The sequence below is a fragment of the Stutzerimonas kunmingensis genome, assembly GCF_900114065.1.
GTDB classification, from domain to species: domain Bacteria; phylum Pseudomonadota; class Gammaproteobacteria; order Pseudomonadales; family Pseudomonadaceae; genus Stutzerimonas; species Stutzerimonas kunmingensis.
Window position 1 is genome coordinate 1 of the sequence record NZ_FORS01000005.1, and the last position, 23,174, is coordinate 23,174.

The 23,174-nt window shown below is 63.9% G+C and carries 18 protein-coding genes; 13 read left to right on the forward strand and 5 right to left on the reverse strand.

What is annotated here, in order from left to right:
- Nucleotides 1-1,400: retention module-containing protein (locus tag BM275_RS13370; protein ID WP_139229574.1), on the reverse strand; the 1,400-nt coding region annotated here is incomplete at its 3' end.
- Nucleotides 1,401-1,705: 305 nt separating this feature from the next.
- On the opposite strand from BM275_RS13370, the gene BM275_RS13375 reads away from it, so the two are divergent.
- The 5 genes from BM275_RS13375 to BM275_RS13395 all read left to right on the forward strand — a co-directional run bounded on the left by BM275_RS13375 (nucleotide 1,706) and on the right by BM275_RS13395 (nucleotide 8,837).
- Nucleotides 1,706-3,055: a TolC family outer membrane protein gene (locus tag BM275_RS13375; protein ID WP_090521712.1), complete on the forward strand. Its 1,350-nt coding sequence runs from the start codon at nucleotides 1,706-1,708 to the stop codon at nucleotides 3,053-3,055.
- A 21-nt stretch (nucleotides 3,056-3,076) separates the two neighbouring features.
- Complete coding sequence (locus BM275_RS13380) at nucleotides 3,077-5,245, forward strand: type I secretion system permease/ATPase (RefSeq protein WP_090521714.1); 2,169 nt, start codon at nucleotides 3,077-3,079, stop codon at nucleotides 5,243-5,245.
- A gap of 7 nt (nucleotides 5,246-5,252) precedes the next feature.
- Entirely contained in the window at nucleotides 5,253-6,602 is a 1,350-nt protein-coding gene (locus tag BM275_RS13385; protein ID WP_167362170.1) for an HlyD family type I secretion periplasmic adaptor subunit, read from the forward strand.
- Between the two features lie 92 nt (nucleotides 6,603-6,694).
- A complete protein-coding gene (gene ompR / locus BM275_RS13390) occupies nucleotides 6,695-7,429 on the forward strand; it encodes an osmolarity response regulator transcription factor OmpR (RefSeq protein ID WP_014821967.1) in 735 nt (244 codons plus the stop codon).
- 76 nt (nucleotides 7,430-7,505) lie between these two features.
- Nucleotides 7,506-8,837 carry an ATP-binding protein gene (locus tag BM275_RS13395; RefSeq protein ID WP_090521715.1) on the forward strand — a complete coding sequence of 444 codons (1,332 nt, stop codon included), beginning with the start codon at nucleotides 7,506-7,508 and terminating at the stop codon, nucleotides 8,835-8,837.
- Between the two features lie 21 nt (nucleotides 8,838-8,858).
- Here the strand turns inward: BM275_RS13395 and rimK are convergent, their stop codons facing one another.
- Nucleotides 8,859-9,764, reverse strand: coding sequence for a 30S ribosomal protein S6--L-glutamate ligase (gene rimK / locus BM275_RS13400; RefSeq protein ID WP_023447046.1), 906 nt, complete (start codon nucleotides 9,762-9,764; stop codon nucleotides 8,859-8,861).
- The gene (rimB, locus tag BM275_RS13405) at nucleotides 9,761-10,228 is read right to left on the reverse strand and encodes a retropepsin-like aspartic endopeptidase RimB (protein ID WP_031298444.1); all 468 of its coding nucleotides are present in this window, start codon (nucleotides 10,226-10,228) and stop codon (nucleotides 9,761-9,763) included. Before rimB ends, rimK begins: the two co-directional genes overlap by 4 nt.
- 101 nt (nucleotides 10,229-10,329) lie before the next feature.
- Between rimB and BM275_RS13410 the strand changes: the two genes are divergently transcribed.
- From BM275_RS13410 to BM275_RS13430, 5 genes are all read left to right on the forward strand, one after another.
- Nucleotides 10,330-10,728: an RNA-binding S4 domain-containing protein gene (locus BM275_RS13410; protein WP_014821963.1), complete on the forward strand. Its 399-nt coding sequence runs from the start codon at nucleotides 10,330-10,332 to the stop codon at nucleotides 10,726-10,728.
- Between the two features lie 117 nt (nucleotides 10,729-10,845).
- The gene (gene hslO / locus BM275_RS13415; protein WP_090521717.1) at nucleotides 10,846-11,733 is read left to right on the forward strand and encodes an Hsp33 family molecular chaperone HslO; all 888 of its coding nucleotides are present in this window, start codon (nucleotides 10,846-10,848) and stop codon (nucleotides 11,731-11,733) included.
- 221 nt (nucleotides 11,734-11,954) lie between these two features.
- A complete protein-coding gene (locus BM275_RS13420; protein WP_090521719.1) occupies nucleotides 11,955-13,499 on the forward strand; it encodes a phosphoenolpyruvate carboxykinase in 1,545 nt (514 codons plus the stop codon).
- A gap of 166 nt (nucleotides 13,500-13,665) precedes the next feature.
- Complete coding sequence (locus BM275_RS13425) at nucleotides 13,666-14,268, forward strand: nitroreductase family protein (RefSeq protein WP_042922639.1); 603 nt, start codon at nucleotides 13,666-13,668, stop codon at nucleotides 14,266-14,268.
- A gap of 211 nt (nucleotides 14,269-14,479) precedes the next feature.
- On the forward strand, nucleotides 14,480-16,420 hold the full coding sequence (locus BM275_RS13430; protein WP_090521722.1) for a RecQ family ATP-dependent DNA helicase: 1,941 nt from the start codon (nucleotides 14,480-14,482) through the stop codon (nucleotides 16,418-16,420).
- Here BM275_RS13430 and BM275_RS13435 read toward each other — a convergent pair.
- Nucleotides 16,417-18,438 (reverse strand): FIST N-terminal domain-containing protein, encoded by a 2,022-nt coding sequence (locus BM275_RS13435; RefSeq protein ID WP_090521723.1) that lies wholly within the window; start codon nucleotides 18,436-18,438, stop codon nucleotides 16,417-16,419. The two genes, BM275_RS13430 and BM275_RS13435, sit on opposite strands and share 4 nt — an antisense overlap.
- 329 nt (nucleotides 18,439-18,767) lie before the next feature.
- Here BM275_RS13435 and BM275_RS13440 point away from each other — a divergent pair, with 329 nt between their 5' ends.
- Nucleotides 18,768-20,402: a methyl-accepting chemotaxis protein gene (locus BM275_RS13440; protein WP_090521725.1), complete on the forward strand. Its 1,635-nt coding sequence runs from the start codon at nucleotides 18,768-18,770 to the stop codon at nucleotides 20,400-20,402.
- Nucleotides 20,403-20,480: 78 nt separating this feature from the next.
- Here the strand turns inward: BM275_RS13440 and BM275_RS13445 are convergent, their stop codons facing one another.
- Entirely contained in the window at nucleotides 20,481-20,672 is a 192-nt protein-coding gene (locus tag BM275_RS13445; RefSeq protein WP_042922642.1) for a hypothetical protein, read from the reverse strand.
- 222 nt (nucleotides 20,673-20,894) lie between these two features.
- Between BM275_RS13445 and BM275_RS13450 the strand changes: the two genes are divergently transcribed.
- Both BM275_RS13450 and BM275_RS13455 read left to right on the forward strand, forming a co-directional pair.
- Complete coding sequence (locus tag BM275_RS13450; protein WP_090521727.1) at nucleotides 20,895-21,812, forward strand: aldo/keto reductase; 918 nt, start codon at nucleotides 20,895-20,897, stop codon at nucleotides 21,810-21,812.
- Between the two features lie 7 nt (nucleotides 21,813-21,819).
- Nucleotides 21,820-23,145 (forward strand): NTP/NDP exchange transporter, encoded by a 1,326-nt coding sequence (locus BM275_RS13455; protein WP_090521729.1) that lies wholly within the window; start codon nucleotides 21,820-21,822, stop codon nucleotides 23,143-23,145.
- Nucleotides 23,146-23,174 lie beyond the last annotated feature (29 nt).

A 23,174-nucleotide genomic window follows, 5' to 3' on the forward strand; every position in this document is an offset into this window, starting at 1 on the left:
ACGGCTTCGCTGAAGGCAAAGGAGACGGTGCCATCGTTGTTGATGGTGACGTCGACGGTCGGCGCCTTGGTGTCGACGGTGACCGCATCGCGACCGGCCGAGCCTGCGTTGTCGGCGAGGTCGGTGTAGGACTTGTCGGCCACGCTGACGGCGACCTCGCCCTCGACGTCGCCATTGACGGTCAGGTCGGCCGTCCAGGTAACGCCGCCATCGGTGCTGGTCAGGTTGCTGATGCTGCCATTGGTGACGGTGACGTCACTGGCGGTGAAGCCCTTGACGGCTTCGCTGAAGGCAAAGGAGACGGTGCCATCGTTGTTGATGGTGACGTCGACGGTCGGCGCCTTGGTGTCGATGTCGTAAGTTCGTGTCGTATCAGCCGTGCCAACATTCCCAGCCACATCAGTGTGGGTCACGGACGCGCTGATCTGGTTGTTATCGGCCAGGTCCCCGGTGCCGACGTTGATGCTGAAACCAAGCTCTCCGCTTGGAAGTTCAATGACCACGCCCAGATAGCTGCTGCCGCCCAAGGTCAGCGTCACGGTATCGCCCACTGCAACTTCGCCGGTGACTTTGCCCGTTACGGCAACGATATCGCCGCCGTATTCATTGGCGTTGAGGACGTTATCTTCAGTGATCGGGTCGATTGATATCGTCAGGGCTGGAGGCTGCGTATCGAGCACGAAACTGATAGTCGTAGCGCCGGAAGTATTGCCGGCCACATCGGTCTGGCGGACGGATACGGTGTTGTTGCCCTCGACCGGGGTGAAGGACGAAGTCCATGTCTGGCCGCCGTCGGTGCTGTATTCGACGGTCGCACCGGCCTCGGTGCCGCCAATGGTCAGGGCGCCGTTGTTAGTGATGCGGTCGTTCGGGTCAGCGCTGTCGAGCTGCAGAGAAACGTTTGGAGCGGCCGGTGCGGTGGTGTCGACGAAAGAACTGGTCGGCGCGGCGCTGTCTTCCTCGGTAGCGAGTCCTGCAGAGGCCAGGCCATCGGTGCTGAAGCCGGTGGTGGCTTGCACCTGTTCACCTGTTTCATCCAGCACGATAGCTGTATGGCCGCCACCGGAGCCGCCCGCCCCGCCGCCCGCGCCAGGGCCGGCAGCGGTCGCTTCCAGATCAGTGGTGGGGTCGAAGCCGTCGGCGATTGCTTGCTCAAGCTCCGAGATCGACTCGGAATCGCTTCTGTCAGCCAGCTCGCCGGCTTGCCAGAACGCCGATTCGCCCAGGCTAACCGTCTCGCCATTCGGCAGCTCCAGCGTTACGGCACTGCCTGCCTCGGTCAACACCTGCTCACCGCTGAACAGCCGGTCACCTTCAACCAAAGCGCGGCGAACGCCGTCCGCCGATGTCGCAAACGCCTGGCCGATAACGCTTTTCACGACGACGTAGTTAGAGCTCATGCTCTTTGCTCCGAATGGTAGATGTAGACCAACTTGGGGCCTGATAGAGTGCCGCCGAGCGGTGGATGATATCCGTTATGTTTTTGACGCTAATAAAAAGTCGACGAGTGGAAGGTCAATCTATTGACCCTCGATAGTGTGATGTTAAACAATGCCCGCACTGATGTCACTGTGATATCAGGCGCGTTTTTTCATTAAGCCGAAAACGCTCAAGCAGTAGTGGTAATACGCGCCTGTATGGGTTCCGTTTGCGCTCTGTTGTCGTGTCGGCCTTGCCACTCGCCCAACTTTCGGAACCCGTCGTCATGAAGCCTTTCGCCTTGGTGCTTCCCCTGTTTTTCGCCGTCTCGGCCGCCGCTCATGCCCAGTCTTTGCAGGAGGCAATGCGCAGCGCGCTCGATACCCACCCGGAAATCAGCGCCGGCGTTCACGCTCGTATGGCGGCCGAGGAGCAGCTGCGTTCCGCCAAGGGCGGCTATTTGCCTCGAGTGGATCTGGTGGCGGGTTATGGGCGAGAGGGCACTGACAGTGTCAGTACCCGTCAGGGTGATGAGCACGGTTACCGTACGCTGAGCCGCGGTGAGGCGAGCCTGACGGCCCAGCAGATGTTGTTCGACGGTTTCGCCACCTCCAGCGAAGTGAAGCGCCAGCGTGCTACGGTCAATGCACGGGCCTATGAGTTGCTGGGCAGTGCGGAGCGCACCGCATTGGAAGTGGCGCAGGTGTACCTGGATGTTCTGCGCCGTGAGGCGCTAGTGCGTCTGGCCGAGGAAAATCTGCGCAGCCACGAGCGAATCTTCGATCAGATCAGTCTTCGCAGCCGCCAGGGCGTTGGGCGGATGGCCGACCTCGACCAGGCCGAGGCGCGCCTGGCCCAGGCGCGCAACAATCTGATTACAGAACAGACCAACCTTGCCGATAGCCAGGTCAACTACCTCGCGCTGGTAGGGCAGATGCCGACCGACTTGAGCCGGCCGACGCTGGCTGCGGTGGATCTGGCGCAGAGCTTTGAGCAGGCCCGTGAGAAGATGCTGATGGAAAACCCGCAGCTGCGTTCGGCACAGGCGGACGTGAACGCCGCCGAGGCGCAGGTGCAGGCAGCCAAGTCCGAGTTCTACCCGCGCTTCGCGCTGGAGCTCGCGAGTGGCGCCAATAACGACATCGACGGCGTGAACGGGCACGAGAACGAATGGCAGGCCATGGTACGCATGCGCTACAACCTGTTCGCGGGCGGCAGCAACAGTGCTGATCTACGCGCTCGCGCCAACCAGGTCGGGCAGGCCATGGATATTCGCAACAACGCGCTGCGTCTGCTCAGCGAGGAGATGGGGCTGGCCTGGAACGCGCTGAATAACGCACGCCAGCAGCTTCCGATTGCTCAGGAATACGTCGATCGCAGCAGCCGTGTGCGCGATTCTTACCAGCAGCAGTTCACCCTGGGTGAGCGTACGTTGCTGGATTTGCTCGACAGCGAGAACGAACTGTTCACCGCTGCGCGCCGTCTCGAAGACGTGCGCTTTAGTGAGGCTTTGAGCCATTACCGCATCCAGGCGGTCAGCGGCTCTCTGTTGCGCAACCAGGGGGTCGTGGCACCTCTGGCCGCCGTGCCGATGGATGACGTGCGCGCTCAGGTCCAGTTGCCCGCGATGAATTAAGAGGGCGGCCCTTCGGGTCCCATGATGCACTCTCAGGATGCTGTAACGCCCGAACCGGCCTTGCGCTTCGACCCGCGCTCGAGCCATGACGATCCGCTGCTGGATGGCCTGCTCTCGCTCTGCGCCTTCCACCAGAAGCCAGCCAGCCGGGCGACGCTAAGTGCCGGTTTGCCACTCGCCGATCATCGACTGACTCCTGAGCTGCTGCCGCGTGCGGCAGCCCGGGCAGGTCTGCGCGGTCGTTGGCTGCGTCGTGAGCTGACTCAGATATCCGCCCTCGCGTTGCCTGCACTGTTGCTGTTGCGTGACGGGCGTTGCGCATTGCTATTGGGCTGGCAGCCGGACGGGCGGGCGCGGGTGATGCCCAGCGAGTCCGAGGGTGGTGAGCTGGATGTCGCGCGTGAAATTCTCGAGGAAGACTACACGGGGCAGGCCTTCTTCGCTCAGCCGCAACACCGCTTCGATCTGGATCGCGGTGAACTTATCCCGCGGACGACTCACTGGTTTCGCGACACGCTGAAGCGTTCGCGCTGGCTGTATATCGACGCCGTTGCCGCCAGTTTCGTGATCAGTCTCATTGGCCTGGTTACGCCGCTGTTCGTCATGAACGTCTACGACCGTGTGGTACCGAACCAAGCCGAGGCAACGCTCTGGGTGCTGGCCATCGGCATCAGCGGTGCGTTCGTGTTCGATCTGCTGCTCAAGACGTTGCGCGGGCTGTGTCTGGATCTGGCTGGCAAGAAAACCGATCTGATCATTTCCGCCACGCTATTCGAGCGGGTGGCAGGCATGCTGATGCGCCACCGCCCGGCGCGCGTCGGGACCTTCGCCCAGCACATTCACGAATTCCAGTCACTGCGCGAGTTTCTCGCTTCGCTGACGCTGGCGAGTCTGATCGATATCCCATTCACCTTGCTGATCATTGCCGTGATTGCGCTGATCGGCGGGCATCTGGCGTGGGTGCCGCTATTGGCTTTCCCGCTGGTTGCAGCACTCAGCTTCGCGCTGCAGCGGCCCCTGGCCGACACCCTGGAACGCACCATGGCGCTATCGGCAGAGCGTCAGTCGAGCCTGATCGAAACGTTGGCAGGCCTCGATGCGGTGAAGGTCAACAACGCGGAAAGCGAGCGTCAGCATCTTTGGGAGCAGACCATCGGCAGCCTGAGCCGGCTTGAATTGCGTGCACGCATGCTGTCGAGCCTGGCGCTCAACTCCACGATGGCGCTGCAGCAGTTCGCTGGTGTGGTGATGATCGTGCTCGGCGTGTATCAGATCATCGACGGCCAGCTGAGCATGGGGGGGCTGATTGCCTGCTACATGCTCAGCGGTCGCGCCCTGGCACCGCTCGGTCAGGTGGCGGGTCTGCTCACCCGCTATCAGCAGGCCAAGGTCACGGTGCGCTCGGTGAACGACATGATGGCGTTGCCGCAGGAGCGGCAGAGTGGCGAGCGGCCGTTGAAGCGGGAAAACCTGCAGGGTGCGATCGAATTCCGCGGCGTGGATTTCAACTACCCGGAACAAAAGGACGCCGCCTTGCGGCAGATCAGTCTGGTCATTCGTCCAGGCGAGAAGGTGGGCATCATTGGGCGCAGTGGCTCCGGCAAGAGCTCGCTGGCCAAGCTGATCGTCGGCCTGCATCAGCCCGATGCCGGCAGCCTGCTGGTCGACGGCATCGACCTGCGGCAGCTGGATGTGAGCGACGTGCGCAACAACATCGGCTATGTGGCGCAGGATATCCAGCTGTTTTCCGGCACGCTGCGCGACAATCTGCTGATGGGCGCGCGCTATGTCGAAGACGATCGGGTGGTGAAAGTGGCCAAATTGGCAGGCGTGCATGAATTTGCCCGTCTGCATTCCAAGGGCTACGAACTGCAGGTGGGCGAGCGCGGCCAGAACCTTTCCGGCGGCCAGCGCCAATGCGTGGCGCTGGCGCGCGCATTGTTGCTCGATCCGCCGATCCTGTTGCTCGACGAGCCGACCAGTTCGTTGGACAACACCAGCGAGGAACGCTTGAAACAGCAGCTGGCAGAGATCGTTGCCGACAAGACCTTGCTGCTGGTAACTCACCGCACTTCGATGTTGAGCCTCGTCGATCGGCTGGTGATCGTCGACCGTGGCCAGATCGTCGCCGATGGGCCGAAGGCGTCGATTCTCGAGGCGTTGAAGAAGGGTCAGATCCGTGTCAGCTAAGCATTCGATCCCCCCGAACCAGGCGCGCGGTGGCGTCGGCTCGGTGTTCGGCTCCCGTGGCGAACCGCTGCCGGAGGTGCGCAAGGCGCTCATCGAGGATGCACCGCGGCTGGTGCGCCTGACGATATGGGGACTGGTCGCGTTCGTGCTGTTCCTGGTGCTCTGGGCGCATTTCGCCATCGTCGATGAGGTCACCCGGGGTGAAGGCAAGGCCATTCCCTCGTCACGCCTGCAGAAGATCCAGAACCTGGAGGGCGGCATCGTCGCCGAGCTGTTCGTTCGCGAGGGACAGATCGTCGAGGCCGGCGATCCGCTGCTGCGTCTGGACGACACGCGTTTCGCCTCCAACGTAGGTGAAACCGAAGCTGACCGCCTGGCGCTGGCAGCGCGAGTGGAGCGCCTGTCGGCCGAGGTTGAGGGGCGCGACCTGGCGATGCCCGAACATGTGCTGCGTGATGTCCCCAACCTCGCCGACAGCGAGCGCGCCTTGTTCGAGAGTCGCCGCGACCAGCTGCGCGATGAAATCGGCGGGTTGGAAGAGCAGCTCGCCCAGCGTCGTCAGGAAGTGCGCGAGATGAGTTCCAAGCAGGAGCAGTTCCGCAGCAGCCTGGCCCTGCTGCGCAAGGAGATCGCGATGTCCGAGCCGCTCGTCTCAAGCGGCGCCATCTCACCGGTGGAAGTGCTGCGGCTCAAGCGGGCTGAGGTGGAAAGTCGCGGGCAACTCGATGCCACCACCCTGGCGTTGCCTCGAGCCAATGCGGCGATCAAGGAGATCGAAAGCAAGATCGGTGAGACGCGCGGGCGTTTCCGCAGCGAGGCCCTGACTCAGCTCAACGAGGCACGTACCGAGCTGTCGAAGCTGAAGTCCACCGGCAAGGCGCTGGAAGACCGGGTGCGCCGTACGCTCGTTACCTCCCCGGTTCGGGGCGTTGTCCAGCAGATGCTCGTCAGCACCATTGGCGGCGTCATCCAGCCAGGCAGCGATATCGTCGAAATCGTCCCGCTCGACGACACGTTGCTGGTCGAGGCCAAGGTTCGCCCGCAGGACATCGCCTTCCTGCATCCGGGGCAGGAGGCTATGGTCAAGTTCAGCGCCTACGACTTCACTGTTTATGGCGGCTTGAAGGCGGAGCTGGAACACATCAGTGCCGATAGCATCACGGACGAGGATGGCAACAGCTTCTTTCTTATCCATCTGCGCACCGACAAGAGTCACCTGGGCAGCGATGAGAAACCCTTGCTGATCATCCCCGGCATGATGGCTTCGGTAGACATCATCACCGGTCACAAGAGCGTGCTGAGCTATCTGCTCAAGCCGATCATCCGCGCCAAGGCCGAGGCACTTCGCGAGCGCTAGGTGGTGGCGCAGGAAAAATCTGCTAACAATGGCTGTCAGTAGGGCCGATCCACACTGCGCAATAATGCGCCGTCGACCATCTGGGAGTTTCCATGAGCAGCACTGCGCCAGCCAGCGAAGGCGAAAAAATCCTCATCGTCGATGACGATGCCCGTCTGCGACGTCTGCTCGAGCGTTTTCTCGACGAGCAGGGCTACCGCGTCCGTACCGTGGAAAACACCGAGCAGATGGATCGTTTGCTCAGCCGCGAGCTGTTCCAGCTGGTGGTGCTCGACCTGATGATGCCGGGAGAGGATGGTCTGTCTGCGTGCCGTCGGCTGCGCGAGGGCAACAATCAGATCCCGATCATCATGCTCACCGCCAAGGGCGACGAGGCCAGTCGCATCCAGGGCCTGGAGCAGGGTGCCGACGACTACCTGGCCAAGCCCTTCAACCCCCGTGAGCTGCTCGCGCGCATTCGTGCGGTGCTGCGTCGGCAGGCGCCGCAGGTTCCGGGCGCGCCGGCCAGCGAGGACGAGACCGTCACCTTCGGCGAGTACGAGCTGTCGTTGGCCACGCGTGAGCTGAAGAAGGGCAACGAAGTGCACATGCTCACCACCGGTGAGTTCGCCGTGCTCAAGGCGCTGGTCCAGCACGCACGCGAGCCGCTGACCCGCGACAAGCTGATGAACCTTGCCCGCGGGCGCGAGTGGGATGCACTGGAGCGCTCCATCGACGTGCAGATATCCCGCCTGCGCCGGCTGATCGAGCCGGACCCGTCCAAGCCGCGCTATATCCAGACCGTCTGGGGTGTGGGTTACGTATTCGTGCCGGACGGCAACAAGTGAGTTGGCTGCGGCCTGCTGCAGGCTTCGAGCGCGTTACGCTCGCGGCCTGCCGTCCTGGGCCTGCCGCCGGGACTTCATGAAAACTCCGCTCTGGTTCCCGCAAAGCTTCTTCGCCCGCACCCTGTGGATGGTGCTGATCGTGGTGCTGTTCTCCAAGGTCCTGACGCTGGTCTATCTGATGACCAACGAGGACGTGCTGGTTGACCGCCAGTACAGCCACGGCGCGGCACTGACGCTGCGTGCATACTGGGCCGCCGATCTCGAAGACCGCGATCGTATCGGTCGCGCCGCCGGCCTGCAGCTGGTGGCCGAGCAGAAAGTGCCGCGCAGCGAATACCACTGGCCCTACACCGAGATCTTCCAGCGGCAGATGCGCGACGAGCTGGGCGACGATACCGAGGTGCGCGTGCGTATCCAGCCGTCCACGGCGATCTGGGTGCGCGCGCCCGCGTTGGGGCCGGACTGGGTGCAGGTGCCGCTGTACGCCTATCCGCTGCGTGGCCAGCGCATCTGGAGCGTGCTCGGCTGGTTCCTCGGTATCGGCCTGCTGTCCACCGGTGCGGCGTGGATCTTCGTCAGCCAGCTCAATCTGCCGCTCAAGCGGCTGGTCTTCGCCGCACGGCAGATCGGCAAGGGCCGGCGCGTGCGCCTGCCGATCAGCGATACGCCGAGCGAGATGACCGAGGTGTATCGCGCCTTCAACCAGATGGCCGAGGACGTCGAGCAGGCTGGCCGGGAGCGCGAACTGATGCTGGCCGGGGTTTCCCACGATCTGCGCACGCCATTGACGCGCCTGCGCCTGTCGCTGGAGCTGATGAGCAGCGATGACGAGCTGACCGACGACATGATTCGTGATGTCGAGGACATGAATGCGATCCTCGATCAATTCCTCGCCTTCGTCCGCGACGGCAGCGATGAACCGGTGGAAACCACCGATCTCGGGGAACTGATCCGCGAAGTGGTGGCACCCTACAACCAGCAGCAGGAGATCGTGCGGCTGTGCGTCGAGCCGATGCCGCCGTTCGCCCTGCGTCGGGTATCGGTCAAGCGGCTGCTGGTCAACCTCATCGAGAACGCCTTGCGCTACGGCGGCGGCGGGGTGGAGGTGGCGGCTTATGTGTCGGGCGACCAGCACGCGCCCTACGTGGTGCTGAGCGTGCTCGACCGCGGCCCGGGGATCGATCCCGCCGAGCTGGAATGCATCTTCAATCCGTTCATCCGCGGTGATCGCGCTCGTGGCGGGCAGGGCGCCGGGCTGGGTCTGGCGATCGTCAAACGCATCGCTTCACAGCACGGCGGCATCGTCGAGTTGCGCAACCGTGAGGGCGGTGGTTTGGAGGCGCGCGTCAGCCTGCCGCTAGGATTGCTGCTGCCGCGCGATGCGGTGCAGGGCAAACCGGCCGAGTAGCCGGTTCGCCACGAGGCGGAATCAGCCCTTGCCTTTGGTACGGGTCAGGTGCGGCCCGCCGTTCTTCTCCAGGTACTGGATGATCAGCCCGGCGACGTCCTTGCCGGTGGTCTCTTCGATGCCGGCCAGGCCCGGCGAGGAGTTGACCTCCATCACCAGCGGGCCATGGTTTGAGCGCAGGATGTCAACGCCGGCGACGTTCAAGCCCATCACCTTCGCCGCACGGATGGCGGTCATGCGTTCTTCCGGGGTGATCTTGATCAGGCTGGCGGAGCCGCCACGGTGCAGGTTGGAGCGGAACTCGCCGGGCTTGGCCTGGCGCTTCATCGCCGCGATGACCTTGTCGCCGACCACGAAGCAGCGGATGTCGGCGCCGCCGGCTTCCTTGATGTACTCCTGCACCATGATGTCCTGCTTGAGACCCATGAAGGCCTCGATCACCGATTCGGCCGCCTTCTCGGTTTCGCAGAGCACCACGCCGATGCCCTGGGTGCCCTCCAGTACCTTGATCACCAGGGGGGCGCCGTTGACCATCTGGATTAGATCGGGAATGTCGTCCGGCGAGTGGGCGAAGCCGGTCACGGGCAGGCCGACGCCGCGGCGCGACAGCAGTTGCAGCGCACGCAGCTTGTCCCGCGAGCGGGCGATGGCGACCGATTCGTTGAGCGGGAACACGCCCTGCATCTCGAACTGGCGCAGCACCGCACAGCCATAGAAGGTCACCGAGGCGCCGATGCGCGGGATCACCGCGTCGAAGCCGTCCAGCGGCTTGCCGCGGTAATGGATCTGCGGCTTGTGGCTGGCAATGTTCATGTACGCGCGTAGCGTATCGATCACCACCACCTCATGGCCCCGCTGCTGGCCGGCTTCGACCAGGCGTCGGGTGGAATACAGGCGCGGATTGCGCGACAGCACGGCGATTTTCATGGAGCACCGGAGGAAGTGAGAATCTGGGGTTTGTCTTGGATATAGGTTCGCGACGGATCGATCAGCCATTGCCCTTCGACCAGTGCCTTTGAACCGAGCAGCAGGCGATAACGCATGGTCTTGCGGCAGGTCAGGGTGAACTCCACCGGCCAGACATGACTGCCGAGTGCAAGCAATGTTCGCACCACGTAGCGCGTCTGCACCTGCCCGTTGGAACTCTTGATCAGCTTGCGCGTGACCAGCGGTGCCTCGCAGCGGTGGCGGCGCTGTACCAGCGTGCCCAGGTGGGCGGTGAATCGGACCCAGCGCTGACCGTCGCGTTCGAACTCGCTGATCTCGGTAGCATGCAGCGCCGATGTGCTGGCCCCGGTATCGACTTTCGCGCGCAGGCCCACCACGCCGAGATCCGGCAGGGCGATCCATTCACGCAGACCGATCACGGTATGGGGGTCGAGTCTCTTCAATGGGAGCGTCCGAAGAATTTGCCGGCATTCTAGTCGGGGTGCATGACAACTGCATCCGTCTGTAACACCCTAGAACGACGTGTAGAGGATAGAGCTGGACGATGGCCGAAAAAGACGACGACAAGGTGCGCCTGGACAAGTGGCTGTGGGCTGCGCGCTTCTTCAAGACCCGTGCGCTGGCCAAGGCGGCCATCGAGGGTGGCAAGGTGCACTGTCGTGGCGAGCGTTGCAAGCCGAGCAAGGAACCGAAGGTGGGCGACGAGCTGCTGATCCGCATCGGTTTCGACGAGCGCACGGTGGTCGTCCGCGCTTTGTCGGCGGTGCGCCGCGGAGCGCCCGAGGCGCAAACACTCTATGAGGAAACGCCGCAAAGCCTGGCCGCGCGCGAGGAAGCGGCGGCGCAGCGCAAGGCCGGCGCACTGGGGCTGCAGACCGATGGGCGGCCGAGCAAGAAGCAGCGCCGGCAGATCCAGTACCTGCGCGACTACAAACCGGACTGATCTTCGCAACGCTGGCGAGCTGCATCACTCACGAGGCCGTCCGGCAGCCGCCCTTGGTCCGGGCGGGCTTTGCGCCTAAAATCGCCGGCTTCCTCCGCCGTTCCAGCGAGCCCCGGCATGTCCGACCAAACTCAGCGCTTTATCTTTGACGATTCCGACGTTCGCGGCGAAATCGCCACGCTGGACGAAAGCTTCCAGCACGTGCTGGCCAAGCACACCTACCCCGAGCCCGTCGCCCAGCTGCTTGGCGAGCTGCTCGCCGCTGCCGCGCTGCTGGTCGGCACGCTCAAGTTCGACGGGCTGCTGATTCTCCAGGCGCGTTCCAGCGGAGCCGTCCCGCTGCTGATGGTCGAGTGCTCCAGTGCCCGGGAGGTGCGCGGCATCGCGCGCTATCACGCCGAGCAGATCGAGACGGGCGCAACGCTGGCCGAGTTGATGCCCGAGGGCATGCTGGCGATCACCGTCGACCCGGCCAACGGCCAGCGCTACCAGGGCATCGTCGGCCTGGACGGGGTCAACCTGGCGGAATGCCTGACCAACTACTTCGCTGCGTCCGAGCAGCTGCCGACGCGCTTCTGGCTCAATGCCGACAGCCGCCGGGCCTGTGGCCTGCTGTTACAGCAGCTGCCGGCCGATCGAATCAAGGATGCCGACGAGCGTGACGCCAGCTGGGAGCACCTGCGCACCCTGGCCGACACCCTGACGGCCGAGGAACTGCTCGGGTTGGATGCCGAGACGCTGTTGCACCGGCTCTACCATCAGGAGCAGCTGCGCCTGTTCGACGCGCTGCCGATCCGCTTTCGCTGCAGCTGCTCGCGGGAGCGCTCGGCCCGTGCGCTGATCAGCCTGGGCGAGGAAGACGCCCAGCAACTCGTGGTCGAGCAGGGCGGTGCGGTGAGCATCGATTGCCAGTTCTGCAACGAGAAGTACACCTATGATGCCGCGGACGTGGCCCAGCTTTTCGCCGGTGGCGGCAGCGACGCACCCTCGTGCACCCGTCATTGAGCGGCGCCTGGCGCTCGGCGGCCATCCGCGGAGCGCCAGTACGCTAAGGAATGAGGCAGGGATGGACCTGCAGCCAGCCAGTGAACTATTTGGCCATCACGGCCTCATACCCAGCGCGGTGCATTATCTGGCATAATCGCGCGCACTTTTTTCGATGTAGTTCGTCGCTCGGCGGGCTACAACAGCATGGAGGAATCGGCCCAAGGCCGACGGGAACACTCATGACGCAAGCCACCAACGCCGTGTACACCGACATCAGCACCGCTCAACTGATTGAAGAAGCCGTCAAGCGCGGAGAGGGCGAACTGTCCGCCAATGGCTCTCTGGTGGTGAAGACCGGGCACCGCACGGGTCGTTCTCCGGCTGACCGCTTTATCGTCGAAGAGCCCAGCACCCAGCACAAGATCGCCTGGGGCCCGATCAACCGTCCGTTCCCGGCCGGCAACTTCGAAGCACTGTGGAACCGCGTCGAAACCTACATCGCCGAGCGCGACAGCTTCGTCTCCTACGTCCATGTCGGTGCCGATCCCGAGCACTACCTGCCGGTCAAGATGACCACCGAAACCGCCTGGCACAACCTGTTCGGCCGTTGCCTGTTCATCACCCCGGAACAGTTCAACCAGGCTAGCCTGAGCGAGTGGCGCATCCTCAACGCACCGTTCTTCCAGTGCGTACCCGAGCGTGACGGCACCAATTCCGATGGCTGCGTGATCATCAACTTCGCCGAGAAGAAGGTGCTGATCGCCGGCATGCAGTACGCCGGTGAAATGAAGAAAGCCATGTTCTCCGTGCAGAACTTCCTGCTGCCGGACGTCGACGTGCTGCCGATGCACTGTGCCGCCAACATCGGCGAAGATGGCGACACCACTCTGTTCTTCGGTCTGTCCGGCACCGGCAAGACCACCCTGTCGGCCGACGAGAGCCGCTACCTGATCGGCGATGACGAGCACGGCTGGGGCGTTGGCCGCGTGTTCAACATCGAGGGTGGCTGCTACGCCAAGTGCATCGACCTGTCCGAGAAGAACGAGCCGGTGATCTGGAAGGCTATCAAGTTCGGCGCCGTGCTGGAGAACGTGGTCCTCGACGAACGCACCCGTCTGCCCGACTACGCCGACGCCAGCCTGACCCAGAACAGCCGCGCCGCGTACCCGCTGCAGCATGTCGAGAAGCGCTCCGAGAAGAACCTCGGCGGTGAGCCGAACGCGGTGATCTTCCTGACCTGCGACCTGACCGGCGTACTGCCGCCCGTGTCGATCCTGAACAACGAGCAGGCTGCCTACCACTTCCTGTCCGGCTACACCGCGCTGGTCGGTTCCACCGAAATGGGTTCGGGCAGCGGCATCAAGTCGACCTTCTCCACCTGCTTCGGCGCGCCGTTCTTCCCGCGTCCGGCTGGCGAGTACGCCGAGTTGCTGATCAAGCGTATCAACGGCTTTGGCTCCAAGGTCTACCTGGTCAACACCGGCTGGACCGGTGGTGGCTACGGCGTCGGCAAGCGCTTCAACATCCCGACCACCCGTGCGGTGATCGCGGCGATTCAGAGCGGCGCGCTGATCGGTGCCGAGACCGAGCACCTGCCGATCATCAATCTGGACGTGCCGAAGGCCGTCGCCGGCGTCGATACCCAGCTGCTGAACCCGCGCAACACCTGGGCCGACAAGAGCGCCTACGACCAGGCCGCAAAGGAACTGGCAGCCAAGTTCGTCGAGAACTTCAAGAAGTTCGATGTCTCCGGCGCCATCCGCAACGCCGGCCCGCAGCTCTAAGCTGCCTGCTGCGTGATTCGAAAAGCCGCCTCCGGGCGGCTTTTTCGTTTGTGCCGGGGGGGGGATTCGGATCAAAGGCGTCGATGATTCTTATCGGTCAAGGCGCATGGATTCGATTGGTCGGCGCCCTTAGCATGGCGCCACCTGTTGATCACGAGGAAGCGTCATGAATACCGTAGAAGCCATCCGCACCCGTCGCGCCGTCAAAGTCTACGACCCGAGCTTCCAGCTCAGCCGGGAGGAGAAGGACGAGCTGCTGCAACTGGCACTGCTGGCACCCTCTGCCTTCAACCTGCAGCACGTGCGCTTCGTCGAGGTGAGCGACCCTGAACTGCGGGCGCAGATCCGCGAGGTGGGCTGGAACCAGGCGCAGATGACCGATGCCTCGATGCTGGTGGTGATCTGCGCGCAGGTCGACAGCTGGGAAAAGAATGTCCGCCGGGTCTGGGATGGTGCGCCAGGCGAGGTGCAGAACTTTATGGCCGGCGCCATCGATGCCTACTACCGCGACAAGCCGCAGGTCCAGCGTGACGAAGCCATGCGCAGTTGCGGCCTGATGGCGCAGACGCTGATGCTCGCGGCACGGGCCAAGGGCCTGGATTCCTGCCCGATGGATGGCTTCGATTTCGACGCGGTCGGCAAGCTGATCAACCTGCCGGACAACCATGTCATCGCGCTGATGGTTGCGGTGGGCAAGCGCGCTGCCGAGCCGAAGCCGCGGATCGGCAAGTTGCCGTTCGATGAGGTGGTGATTCGCGACCGCTTCTGAGTCTTCTGGCGAAGGGCGCGTAATGCGCCCTTCCGCCTGGGCCAGCTGGCCGCCAACTTTGCCCACCTCAAAGTCCCATCCGGCCCGCCCAGGGCCATCGCTGGGCTGATGGCCACGCGCTCCGACGACTGGCCGCACATGTCAGCCGCTTTGCAGTACCGTCTCCCTCCTTTTGCTACCCTCCGGCCTCCAGTCAAAGGAGTGACTCAGCATGATCGAACAGACCCTCGCCGCCACATTCGGCTACGACGGCTTCCGCCCCGGCCAGGAGCGGGCCATCCGTGCCGTGGTGGCCGGCCGCTCGGCGGCGGCGATCTTTCCCACCGGCTCGGGCAAATCCCTGTGCTATCAACTGCCGGCATTGTTGTTGCCGCATCTGACCCTGGTGGTTTCGCCCTTGCTGGCGCTAATGCAGGACCAGCTGGCGTTCCTGCACCGGCACGGCATCGCGGCGGCAAGCATCGATTCGGCGCAGAGCCGCGAGCAGGCCAGCGAAACCATGGCCCGCGCCAAGTCCGGTGAACTGAAGATCCTGATGGTCTCGGTGGAGCGGCTGAAGAACGAACGCTTCCGTAACTTCATCAGCCAGGTGCCGATCTCGCTGCTGGTCGTCGATGAGGCGCACTGCATCTCCGAATGGGGGCACAACTTCCGCCCGGATTACCTCAAGCTTCCCGACTACCAGCGTCAATTCAATATCCCGCAGGTGCTGCTGCTGACCGCCACGGCGACACCGCCGGTGATCGCCGATATGCAGGCCAAATTCTCGATTGCGCCGGACGACGTGGTGACTACCGGCTTCTACCGGCCCAACCTCAATCTGCTGGTGGAGCCGGTCAGCGGCTTCAACAAGCAGCGCCGGTTGGTGGAATGGCTGGGCGACAAGAGCGGCCAGCCCATCATCGTCTACGTCACCCAGCAGAAGACCGCCGAACAGATTGCCGAGCACCTGGCGCAGCGCGGCTTCCCGGCCAGCGCCTATCACGCGGGTATGGCGCACGAGCTGCGCGAATCGATCCAGCGCCGCTTCATGGCGGGCGAGCTGAACTGCATCGTCGCTACCATCGCCTTCGGCATGGGCATCGACAAGGCGGACATCCGCAACGTGGTGCACTACGACCTGCCCAAGTCGGTGGAAAATTACAGTCAGGAAATCGGTCGGGCAGGGCGCGACGGCAATGCTTCGGATTGTCTGGTGCTGGCCAACCGGGACAGCCTCAGCGTGCTGCAGAATTTTGTCTATGGCGACACACCGGAGCGCGAGGGCATCCGCTGCGTGCTCGACGAGCTGCTGCAGGCGGCTGCTCCTGATCAAAAGGGCAGCGGACAGTGGGAGCTGATGCTCAACCAGCTATCGGACCAGAGCAACATCCGCCAGCTGCCGCTGAAAACCCTGCTGGTGCAGCTGGAGCTGCGCGGCATCATCGCGCCACGCTTCGCCTATTTCGCCGAATACCGCTTCAAGTACCTGCTCGAACCCGAGGTGCTGGTGGCGAAATTCGAAGGTGAGCGGCGGCAGTTCGTCGAGGCCATCGTGCACAGCTCGGCGCGGGCAAGGACCTGGTGCACGCTGGATTTCGATGCACTCTACCAGCGGCACGGTGCGGACCGTGGGCGGGTGGTAAAGGCTCTGGAGTACTTCCAGGAAAAGGGCTGGATCGAGCTGGAGAGCAAGCAGATGACCGACGTCTATGCGCTGCTCGATCCATCCTTCGACGCAGAGGGTTTGAGCATTGAACTGCATGAATACTTCAAGCAGCACGAAGCGAGCGAGATCACCCGTATCGACAACATGCTGGCGCTGTTCGAATCCAGTGAATGCCTGAGCCAGCGGTTGGCCGGGTATTTCGGTGACTTGCAGGCGCCGCAGCACTGCGGGCATTGCTCTGTCTGCAACGGACAGGTCGCGAAACTGCCGGAACCGCCGGCAATGGCGCCGCTGGAACAGATTGACCTGGCCGCCCGCTGCGCCGAATTCAGTCAGCGCTTCGCGCAGCTGAAGGGCGGTGCGCCCAGCGCCGAGTGCCTGACGCGCTTTCTCTGCGGCATCAGCGTGCCGGTGTTCACCAAGCTCAAGGCGCGCCAGATCCCCGGTTTCGCCTCGCTGGAGGCTTATCCCTACGCCGAGGTTCGCGCGCGCCTAGCTGGTTAGCGCGCGGTCAGGCCAATCAGCCGGTCGGCGACGCCCTTGGTCTGGCGTGAGGTGCCAGCGGTGAGGTTGCTCGAGTTCTCCAGTGCATCGAGCAGCCCGGTCAGCGAGCCGACACCGGCCGATTGCGTCTCGATGTGTTGCGCCACCGCGCGAATCTCGCTGGCCAGGCGGTCGATGTCGGTGCCGATTTCCTCGGCGTTCTTGCCGGTGATCTCGGCCAGCTTACGTACCTCGTCGGCCACCACCGCAAAACCGCGGCCCATGTCGCCGGCGCGCGCCGCCTCGATCGCCGCATTGAGCGCCAGCAGGTTGGTCTGCCCGGCGATCTGCTGGATGGTCTGCACCACCGACTGGATGCGCTGACTGGACTGCGCCAGGTCGCGGGCGCTGCTGACCACCTCGTCGGCCTGGTGGACCATCTGCTTGACCGAGCTGCCGGCCTGTTCGATGACAGTGCCCTGCTGGTTGATGTTCAGCGTCAGGTCGTCCATCGAGCCGTGCAGCTCGTTGGCGCACTGGCTCAGCTGCTCGGACATGGACTGCCGCTCATGGTCGGCCTGAGACAGCACCTGGCCAAGGTCGGCCAGACCACGGAATACCGGGCGGATGTGCTCATCCAGCCCGCTGACGTCCACGGCGCTGCTGTAATCCTGGCGCTTGAACTGCTCGATCTGCTTGACCACCACCTGGCTGAGGCCGGTTAGCTTCTTGATCTGTCGGCGCAGGAAGAACGCTTTGAACTCACCGTGATAAGCGATGAAGTTGTCGGTGTACTCGTCGTGAAATTCGTCCTTGCCGTTGGTGCGAAAGAAAAACACAGCGGTCAGCGTCTGATTGAGGTTGAGGCCGAGAATCTCGCCGAAGGTCGAGTAACCGGCCACCGGTACGTCATCGAACACCGGGTCCATGCCGCCCAGTGCCTGCTCGTTGTTCAGCCGGCGCAAGATGCAGTCGTTGAGGATGCCCACCAACGGTTTGCCGGGTTTGTTCTGCATGAATCGTTGATAGTCGCGGCGGGTGGTTTCGGCCAGCGGCGTGCGCTTGACCATGATCAGCTCCTCGCCGGGCGCGACGTCGCAGAACAGGTGGACGCGTTCGTTGGCGAAGTCGATCTGCGAGATCGAGCGGACGAACACTTCCTCGCCGACGCGAATGGCGAAGGAGTAGTCCGAGAGCCGCTGCTCCAGCTCCTGCGGCGCGCATTTGAGCGCCTCGCACAGCGCCTGGACCATGGTGCGGATGTTGCCGCGAGCGTCGACCACCTGGCTGATGTAGCGGTCTTCCAGGGACGCGCTGAGTACGCTCAGGCTCAGTGGCGTCGGTTCGAAGTTCTGGCTCTTGAACACACCGAAGCGTACGTCCCGCGCGCACTTGAGAAAGACGATCAGCGCGTGGTTCTGGTAGCTGCGTTTGCCGTCATGCAGCTGGGTCTTCTGAAAATCCAGCTTGCCACCGGCTGAGCCGCCGACGAACAGGCAGGGAAAGCGCCCGGATTCGTAGAGCGCCTCCATGAAGAAGGATTCCGAAGCGGAGAGACCATCGAAGAAGATGTTGGCCAAGGTGTCGCGGTAATCGATCTTCATCGACACCTGCACCCGCTTGATCGACGCCGTGAGGCGCGCGATGCGCTCGCTCATCGACAGTCGCTGACCCTGGCCACGGATGTCCTCGCACTCCAGCGGCACACGAACGATCTCGGCGGCGGCGATGACGCTGGCGTCGAACAGCTGCAACACCACCCGATCCCACTGCGCGCCGGTCGCACAATAAAGCCGCTGGCCTTCGCTCGACAGCTCGCCCGCGGTGGTACACAGGCTGATCGTCGCCTGCGGAAAGCGCTGCGCTATCTGCCTGGCGACCTCATCCAGATCCACGTGCGGCGAGACGAAACCGGCAATGTAGGTCGGGTTGAAGCGCAGGGTGGCGAGCTGCTGGGCAAGCTGGTGAGCCGAGCAGAGCAGGCTCGCCGTGCCGCTGGATTGCGTGTGGCCTGGCTTGAATCGGGAGAGCGAAATCATGGGCGTTACTCGCTTGAGGAAGGGAAGCGGGAAACTCGGCCGCTCCCGCACTGATCAGCCGTCGATCAGAGGCTACATTTTTTGTTATCGGCACCCCGGCCGCGAGCTGCATGCCCGTTCGGCGCCGTCACCGTCAGCCACGTTATCGGCCGCCGGATCGAAGATCGACATGCAACCATGGTCTTCATCCGGAAGTACTGGGTGAGGCGGCGATTCCTCTTGATGTGGCGCAACGGAAGTCGCGCGCGGCTGTGCAATTGTCGACCGGTGACCTGTTGCCGCAGTTGTTGTAGCCGATAGCCAAGGAAAGCCTCTCGAGGAGCGACGCCATGCCCCGCCTGTTCACCGATCTTGGATTTTGCTGGAAGATCACCCTGCCCATTGCCGCTCTGGCGCTGTTGCTGGTGCTGATGGGCGTTTTCGGGATGCGTGGCATCGAACGCGTGACCGACTCCAGCGAGGTCTTGGGAACGCGCCATCTGCCGGCCATCGGCTTGCTGCTCAATGCCGATCGCGACCTGTATCAGGCCTTTGTCGCCGAGCGTAGCCTGCTCGACAGCGATGCTGGCGACCATGTGCAGGCACTCAGGGCCAGCCATGCGGAAAACCTCAAGCAAGCCTACGACCGCGTGCAGAAGTACGCAGCCATGCAACCGGGCGCCGAGGCGCTGGCGCTGGTCGAGCAGTTCAATGGCGGCTTTCAGCAGTGGTCCGCGCTATCGCAGCGGGTCATCGAGCAGGTCGATCTCGATCCTCAGGCCGCCAGCGCGCTGAGCTTCGGTGACAGCGAGGTGCGCTTCGATGCCATGCGCGATGCCATCGACAAACTCGGCGAACTCGAAGGCGCAGCCGCCGAGGCCGAGGGCGCGGCGGCGATCGCCGAAGGCGCCGCCACATCCAGGCAGCAGACCGCGGTGCTGATCATCGGCCTGCTGGGCTGCGTGCTGTTGATACTGGGTTTGCCGATGGTGGTGTTGCATCCGATGCGCCGACTGCTCGATCGCCTGAAGCAGATCGCCGATGGCGATGGCGACCTGCGCGCCCGCCTGGAGGTGCATTCGGCTGACGAGCTGGGCCAGCTCGGCAACGCCTTCAACCGTTTTCTCGACAAACTGCAGCCGCTGATTGCCGAGGTCGGACGGGTTACCGCTGAGGTCGAGACCGCCGCGCGCGGCATGGCGGCAATGGCTGAAACCAACGATCAGCTGATCAGCAGCGAACACGCCGCGGTCGATCAGGTGACCACCGCCGCGACCGAGATGAGCGCGGCGGTGCATGAAGTCGCGCTCAATGCGCAGAACGCGTCGGACGCCGCGCGTGCGGCGGAAACCCAGTCGCGCCAGGGCGCGTCGGTGGTCAGCAGTACCATCCAGTCCATCCGCCAGCTGGCCGGGGAGGTCGAAGGCGCTTCGCAGATCATCGGTGCGCTTGCCGAGGAAACCGCCAGCATCGGCGCGGTGCTCGAAGTGATTCGCGGCATCGCCGAGCAGACCAATCTGCTCGCGCTCAACGCCGCCATCGAGGCCGCGCGCGCCGGTGAGCAGGGCCGCGGTTTCGCCGTGGTGGCCGACGAGGTACGGGCGCTGGCCGCGCGCACACAGGATTCGACCAAGGATATCCAGGCGCGCATCGAGCGCTTGCAGAGCGGCGTCGACAAGGCCGTGCAGGCCATGCAGAACGGCAGCGACAAGGCGCGAGACAGCGTCGAGCGGGCATCCGGCGTCGATCAGGTGCTGGCGGAAACGTCCGTGTCGGTGCAGCGGATCAATGACATGGCCGCCCAGATCGCCACGGCGTGCGAGGAGCAGAGCAGCGTTACCGAGGAAATCGCGCGCAACATCACCGATATCCGTGACCTGTCCAACGAGGCGGCCACTTATTCCTCGCAGAGCATGCTCGCCAGTCAACAGCTGTCCGGGCTGTCGAAGACGCTGGCGGAACTGGTTGGCCGTTTTCGTACCTGAGACCTGAGACCTGAGACCTGAGACCTGAGACCTGAGACCTGAGACCTGAGACCTGAAACCTGATATCTGGGCGCTGTCTTACAGCGCGCCCCACAGCAGCCGGCCCAGGCCGCTGTCGTTCGGCAGCAGAAGCAGGCTGAGAATGAACACCAACAGCAGTCCTGCGGCATAACAGAGACTGCTCAGCCGGGAGCGTACCCAGGGACGCGGCGCGGCGGGTGCCTCGCCATCGGGACTCTGCTGGCGCGACTGGCGTAGGTTCAAGGACATGTTCGTCTCGACAGTTACCAACCCGCCGTCAGCGCAGCAGGCATCGGAAGCGGCGCAGTAAAGCGCAAATAGGGGCATATTGCCACTATTGCGGCATCGTTATCGTACGCTTCGGCGCTACATGAAACATCAGGAAAAGCTCCGTACGTCGCCGGGCCGGTATCGCGAAATGACTCGACCATACTCAGAGGTCGATATCGCAAACGACCGGAGACCCCACCCATGCCGACGCGCCGCCAGATCATTCAACGTACAGCCGTGGCCGCAGCGATGCTGGCGCTCGGTCCGCTGTTGCCGTCGCTGGTGCGGGCAGCCGAGGCGCTGCGTCGACGCGAGATTCCCGCCACCGGCGAGATGCTGCCCATCATCGGCCTTGGCACTTCGCGGACACATGACATAGGCCTGGATTATCCCGAGATGACACGGTTGCTCGAGGTGCTGCGCGTGCTGCTCGACGGCGGCGCATCGCTGATCGATACCGCGCCGAGCTACGGCAATTCCGAGCGCGTCGTCGGTGAGCTGGTCGAGCGCCACGGCCAGCGCGACAAGGTCTTCCTCGCCAGCAAGGTGTCCTCCAGCGGTCGCGAGCGCGGCATGGCGCAGATCGAAGCGAGCTTCAAGGCGCTGCAGACCGACACCATCGACCTGATCCAGGTGCACAACCTGCAGGACACCCGCATCCAGCTCGGCCTGCTGCGCGAACTCAAGCAGGAGGGGCGGGTGCGCTGCATCGGCGTGACCCACTATCTGGAGTCGGCCCACGACCGCCTGCTGGAGACGCTGAAGCAGGAGAAGGTCGACTTCGTGCAGTTCAACTATTCGGTGGGCGAGCGCAACGCCGAGAAGCAGCTGCTGCCGTACTGCGCCGACCACGGCATCGCCACGCTGATCAACCGGCCGTTTACCCGTGGCAACCTGCTGTCCAGGGTCAGGGACAAGCCGCTGCCGGCCTGGGCAGTGGAGATCGGTGCCAGCTCCTGGGCGCAGCTGCTGCTCAAGTTCATCCTTGCCGAGCCGGCTGTAACTGCGGTCATACCGGCGACTTCCAACCCGCGCTACATGGCCGACAACCTGCTCGCCGGGCAGGGGCGGCTGCCGGATGCGCGGCAGCGGCAGATGATCGTCGACGCCTTCCGCTGAGCGCCGAATGCCGACTTCGCTAGCCGCTCGCGGGGCCGCGCTGATCAATGCCCGCCCGGGCGAACTGCGTGCTGCGCTAGCCGGGTTCAGCCTGTTCTTCTGCCTGTTCTCTGGGTACTTCATGCTGCGGCCGATTCGCGAGTCGATGGGCATTCAGGGCGGCGTCGAGAACCTGCAGTGGCTGTTCACCGCGACCTTCATCGCCATGCTGGTGGCGGTGCCACTGTTCGCCTGGCTCAACTCTCGGGTCGCGCGCATCCATTACATCGACTGGGTGTACGGCTTTTTCTGCGTCAACCTGCTCGTGTTCGCGGGGCTGTTTTTCCTGCTCGGAGACAGCGTCTGGCTGGCGCGGGTGTTCTACGTGTGGATCTCGGTCTACAACCTGTTCGTGGTCTCGGTCGCCTGGAGCCTGATGGCCGATGTGTTCGACGCGCCACAGGCGCGCCGGCTGTTCGCCTTCATCGCTGCTGGTGCCAGCGTGGGCGGGCTGGTCGGACCGGCGACGAGCGCGCTGTTGGTCGGCGTGCTCGGTCAGTTCGGGCTGATGCTGCTGGCGGCGCTTTTGCTGGTCGCCGCGGTCGCGTTCAAGCACTACCTGATGGTCTGGCGCGAGGAGATGGGTGCCGGCCGTCCCGGCGCCGAACATGCCGAAAGTCCACGGCGACCGGTAGCGGGCAATCCATTCAGTGGCCTGACGCGGGTGCTGGGCTCGGGCTATCTGCTCGGCATCGCGGCGTTCGTGCTGCTGCTGACGACCGCCAGCACCTTTCTCTACTTCGAACAGGCAAGGCTGGTCGCCGAGCTGTTTCCGGATCGTGCCGAGCAGGTGCGGGTGTTCGGTGCGATCGATTTCGTGGTGCAGGCGGGCGCCTTGCTGTCGCAGCTGTTCATCACCGGGCGCATCGCGCAGCGGCTCGGCGTGCGGATTCTGCTGGCCGCCGTACCGGCGCTGGTCTGCCTCGGTTTCGCCGGCCTGGCTCTGGCGCCGACCTTTGCCGTGCTGGCCGCCGTGATGATCGTGCGTCGCGTCGGCGAATACGCCTTCGTCCGCCCGGGCCGCGAGATGCTCTTCGCGCCGCTGGATGCCGAGAGCAAGTACAAGGCGAAGAACTTCATCGACACCGTGGTCTATCGCGGCGGCGATGCCCTGAGCGGCTGGGCCAAGAGCCTGCTCGACAGTCTCGGTCAGGGCGTCTGGCTGATCGCCCTGGTCGGCGCCGTGTGCGCGGCGGTCTGGGGTGTGCTGGGTTGGCTGCTCGGTGGTCGGGCTGACCGTGCGGGCGCCACGCCCGCCGACCCGCCTGGGCCCGCAACCGGACGAAGCAGCTGAACCTCGCCGACGCGCACGCCTCGAACCTT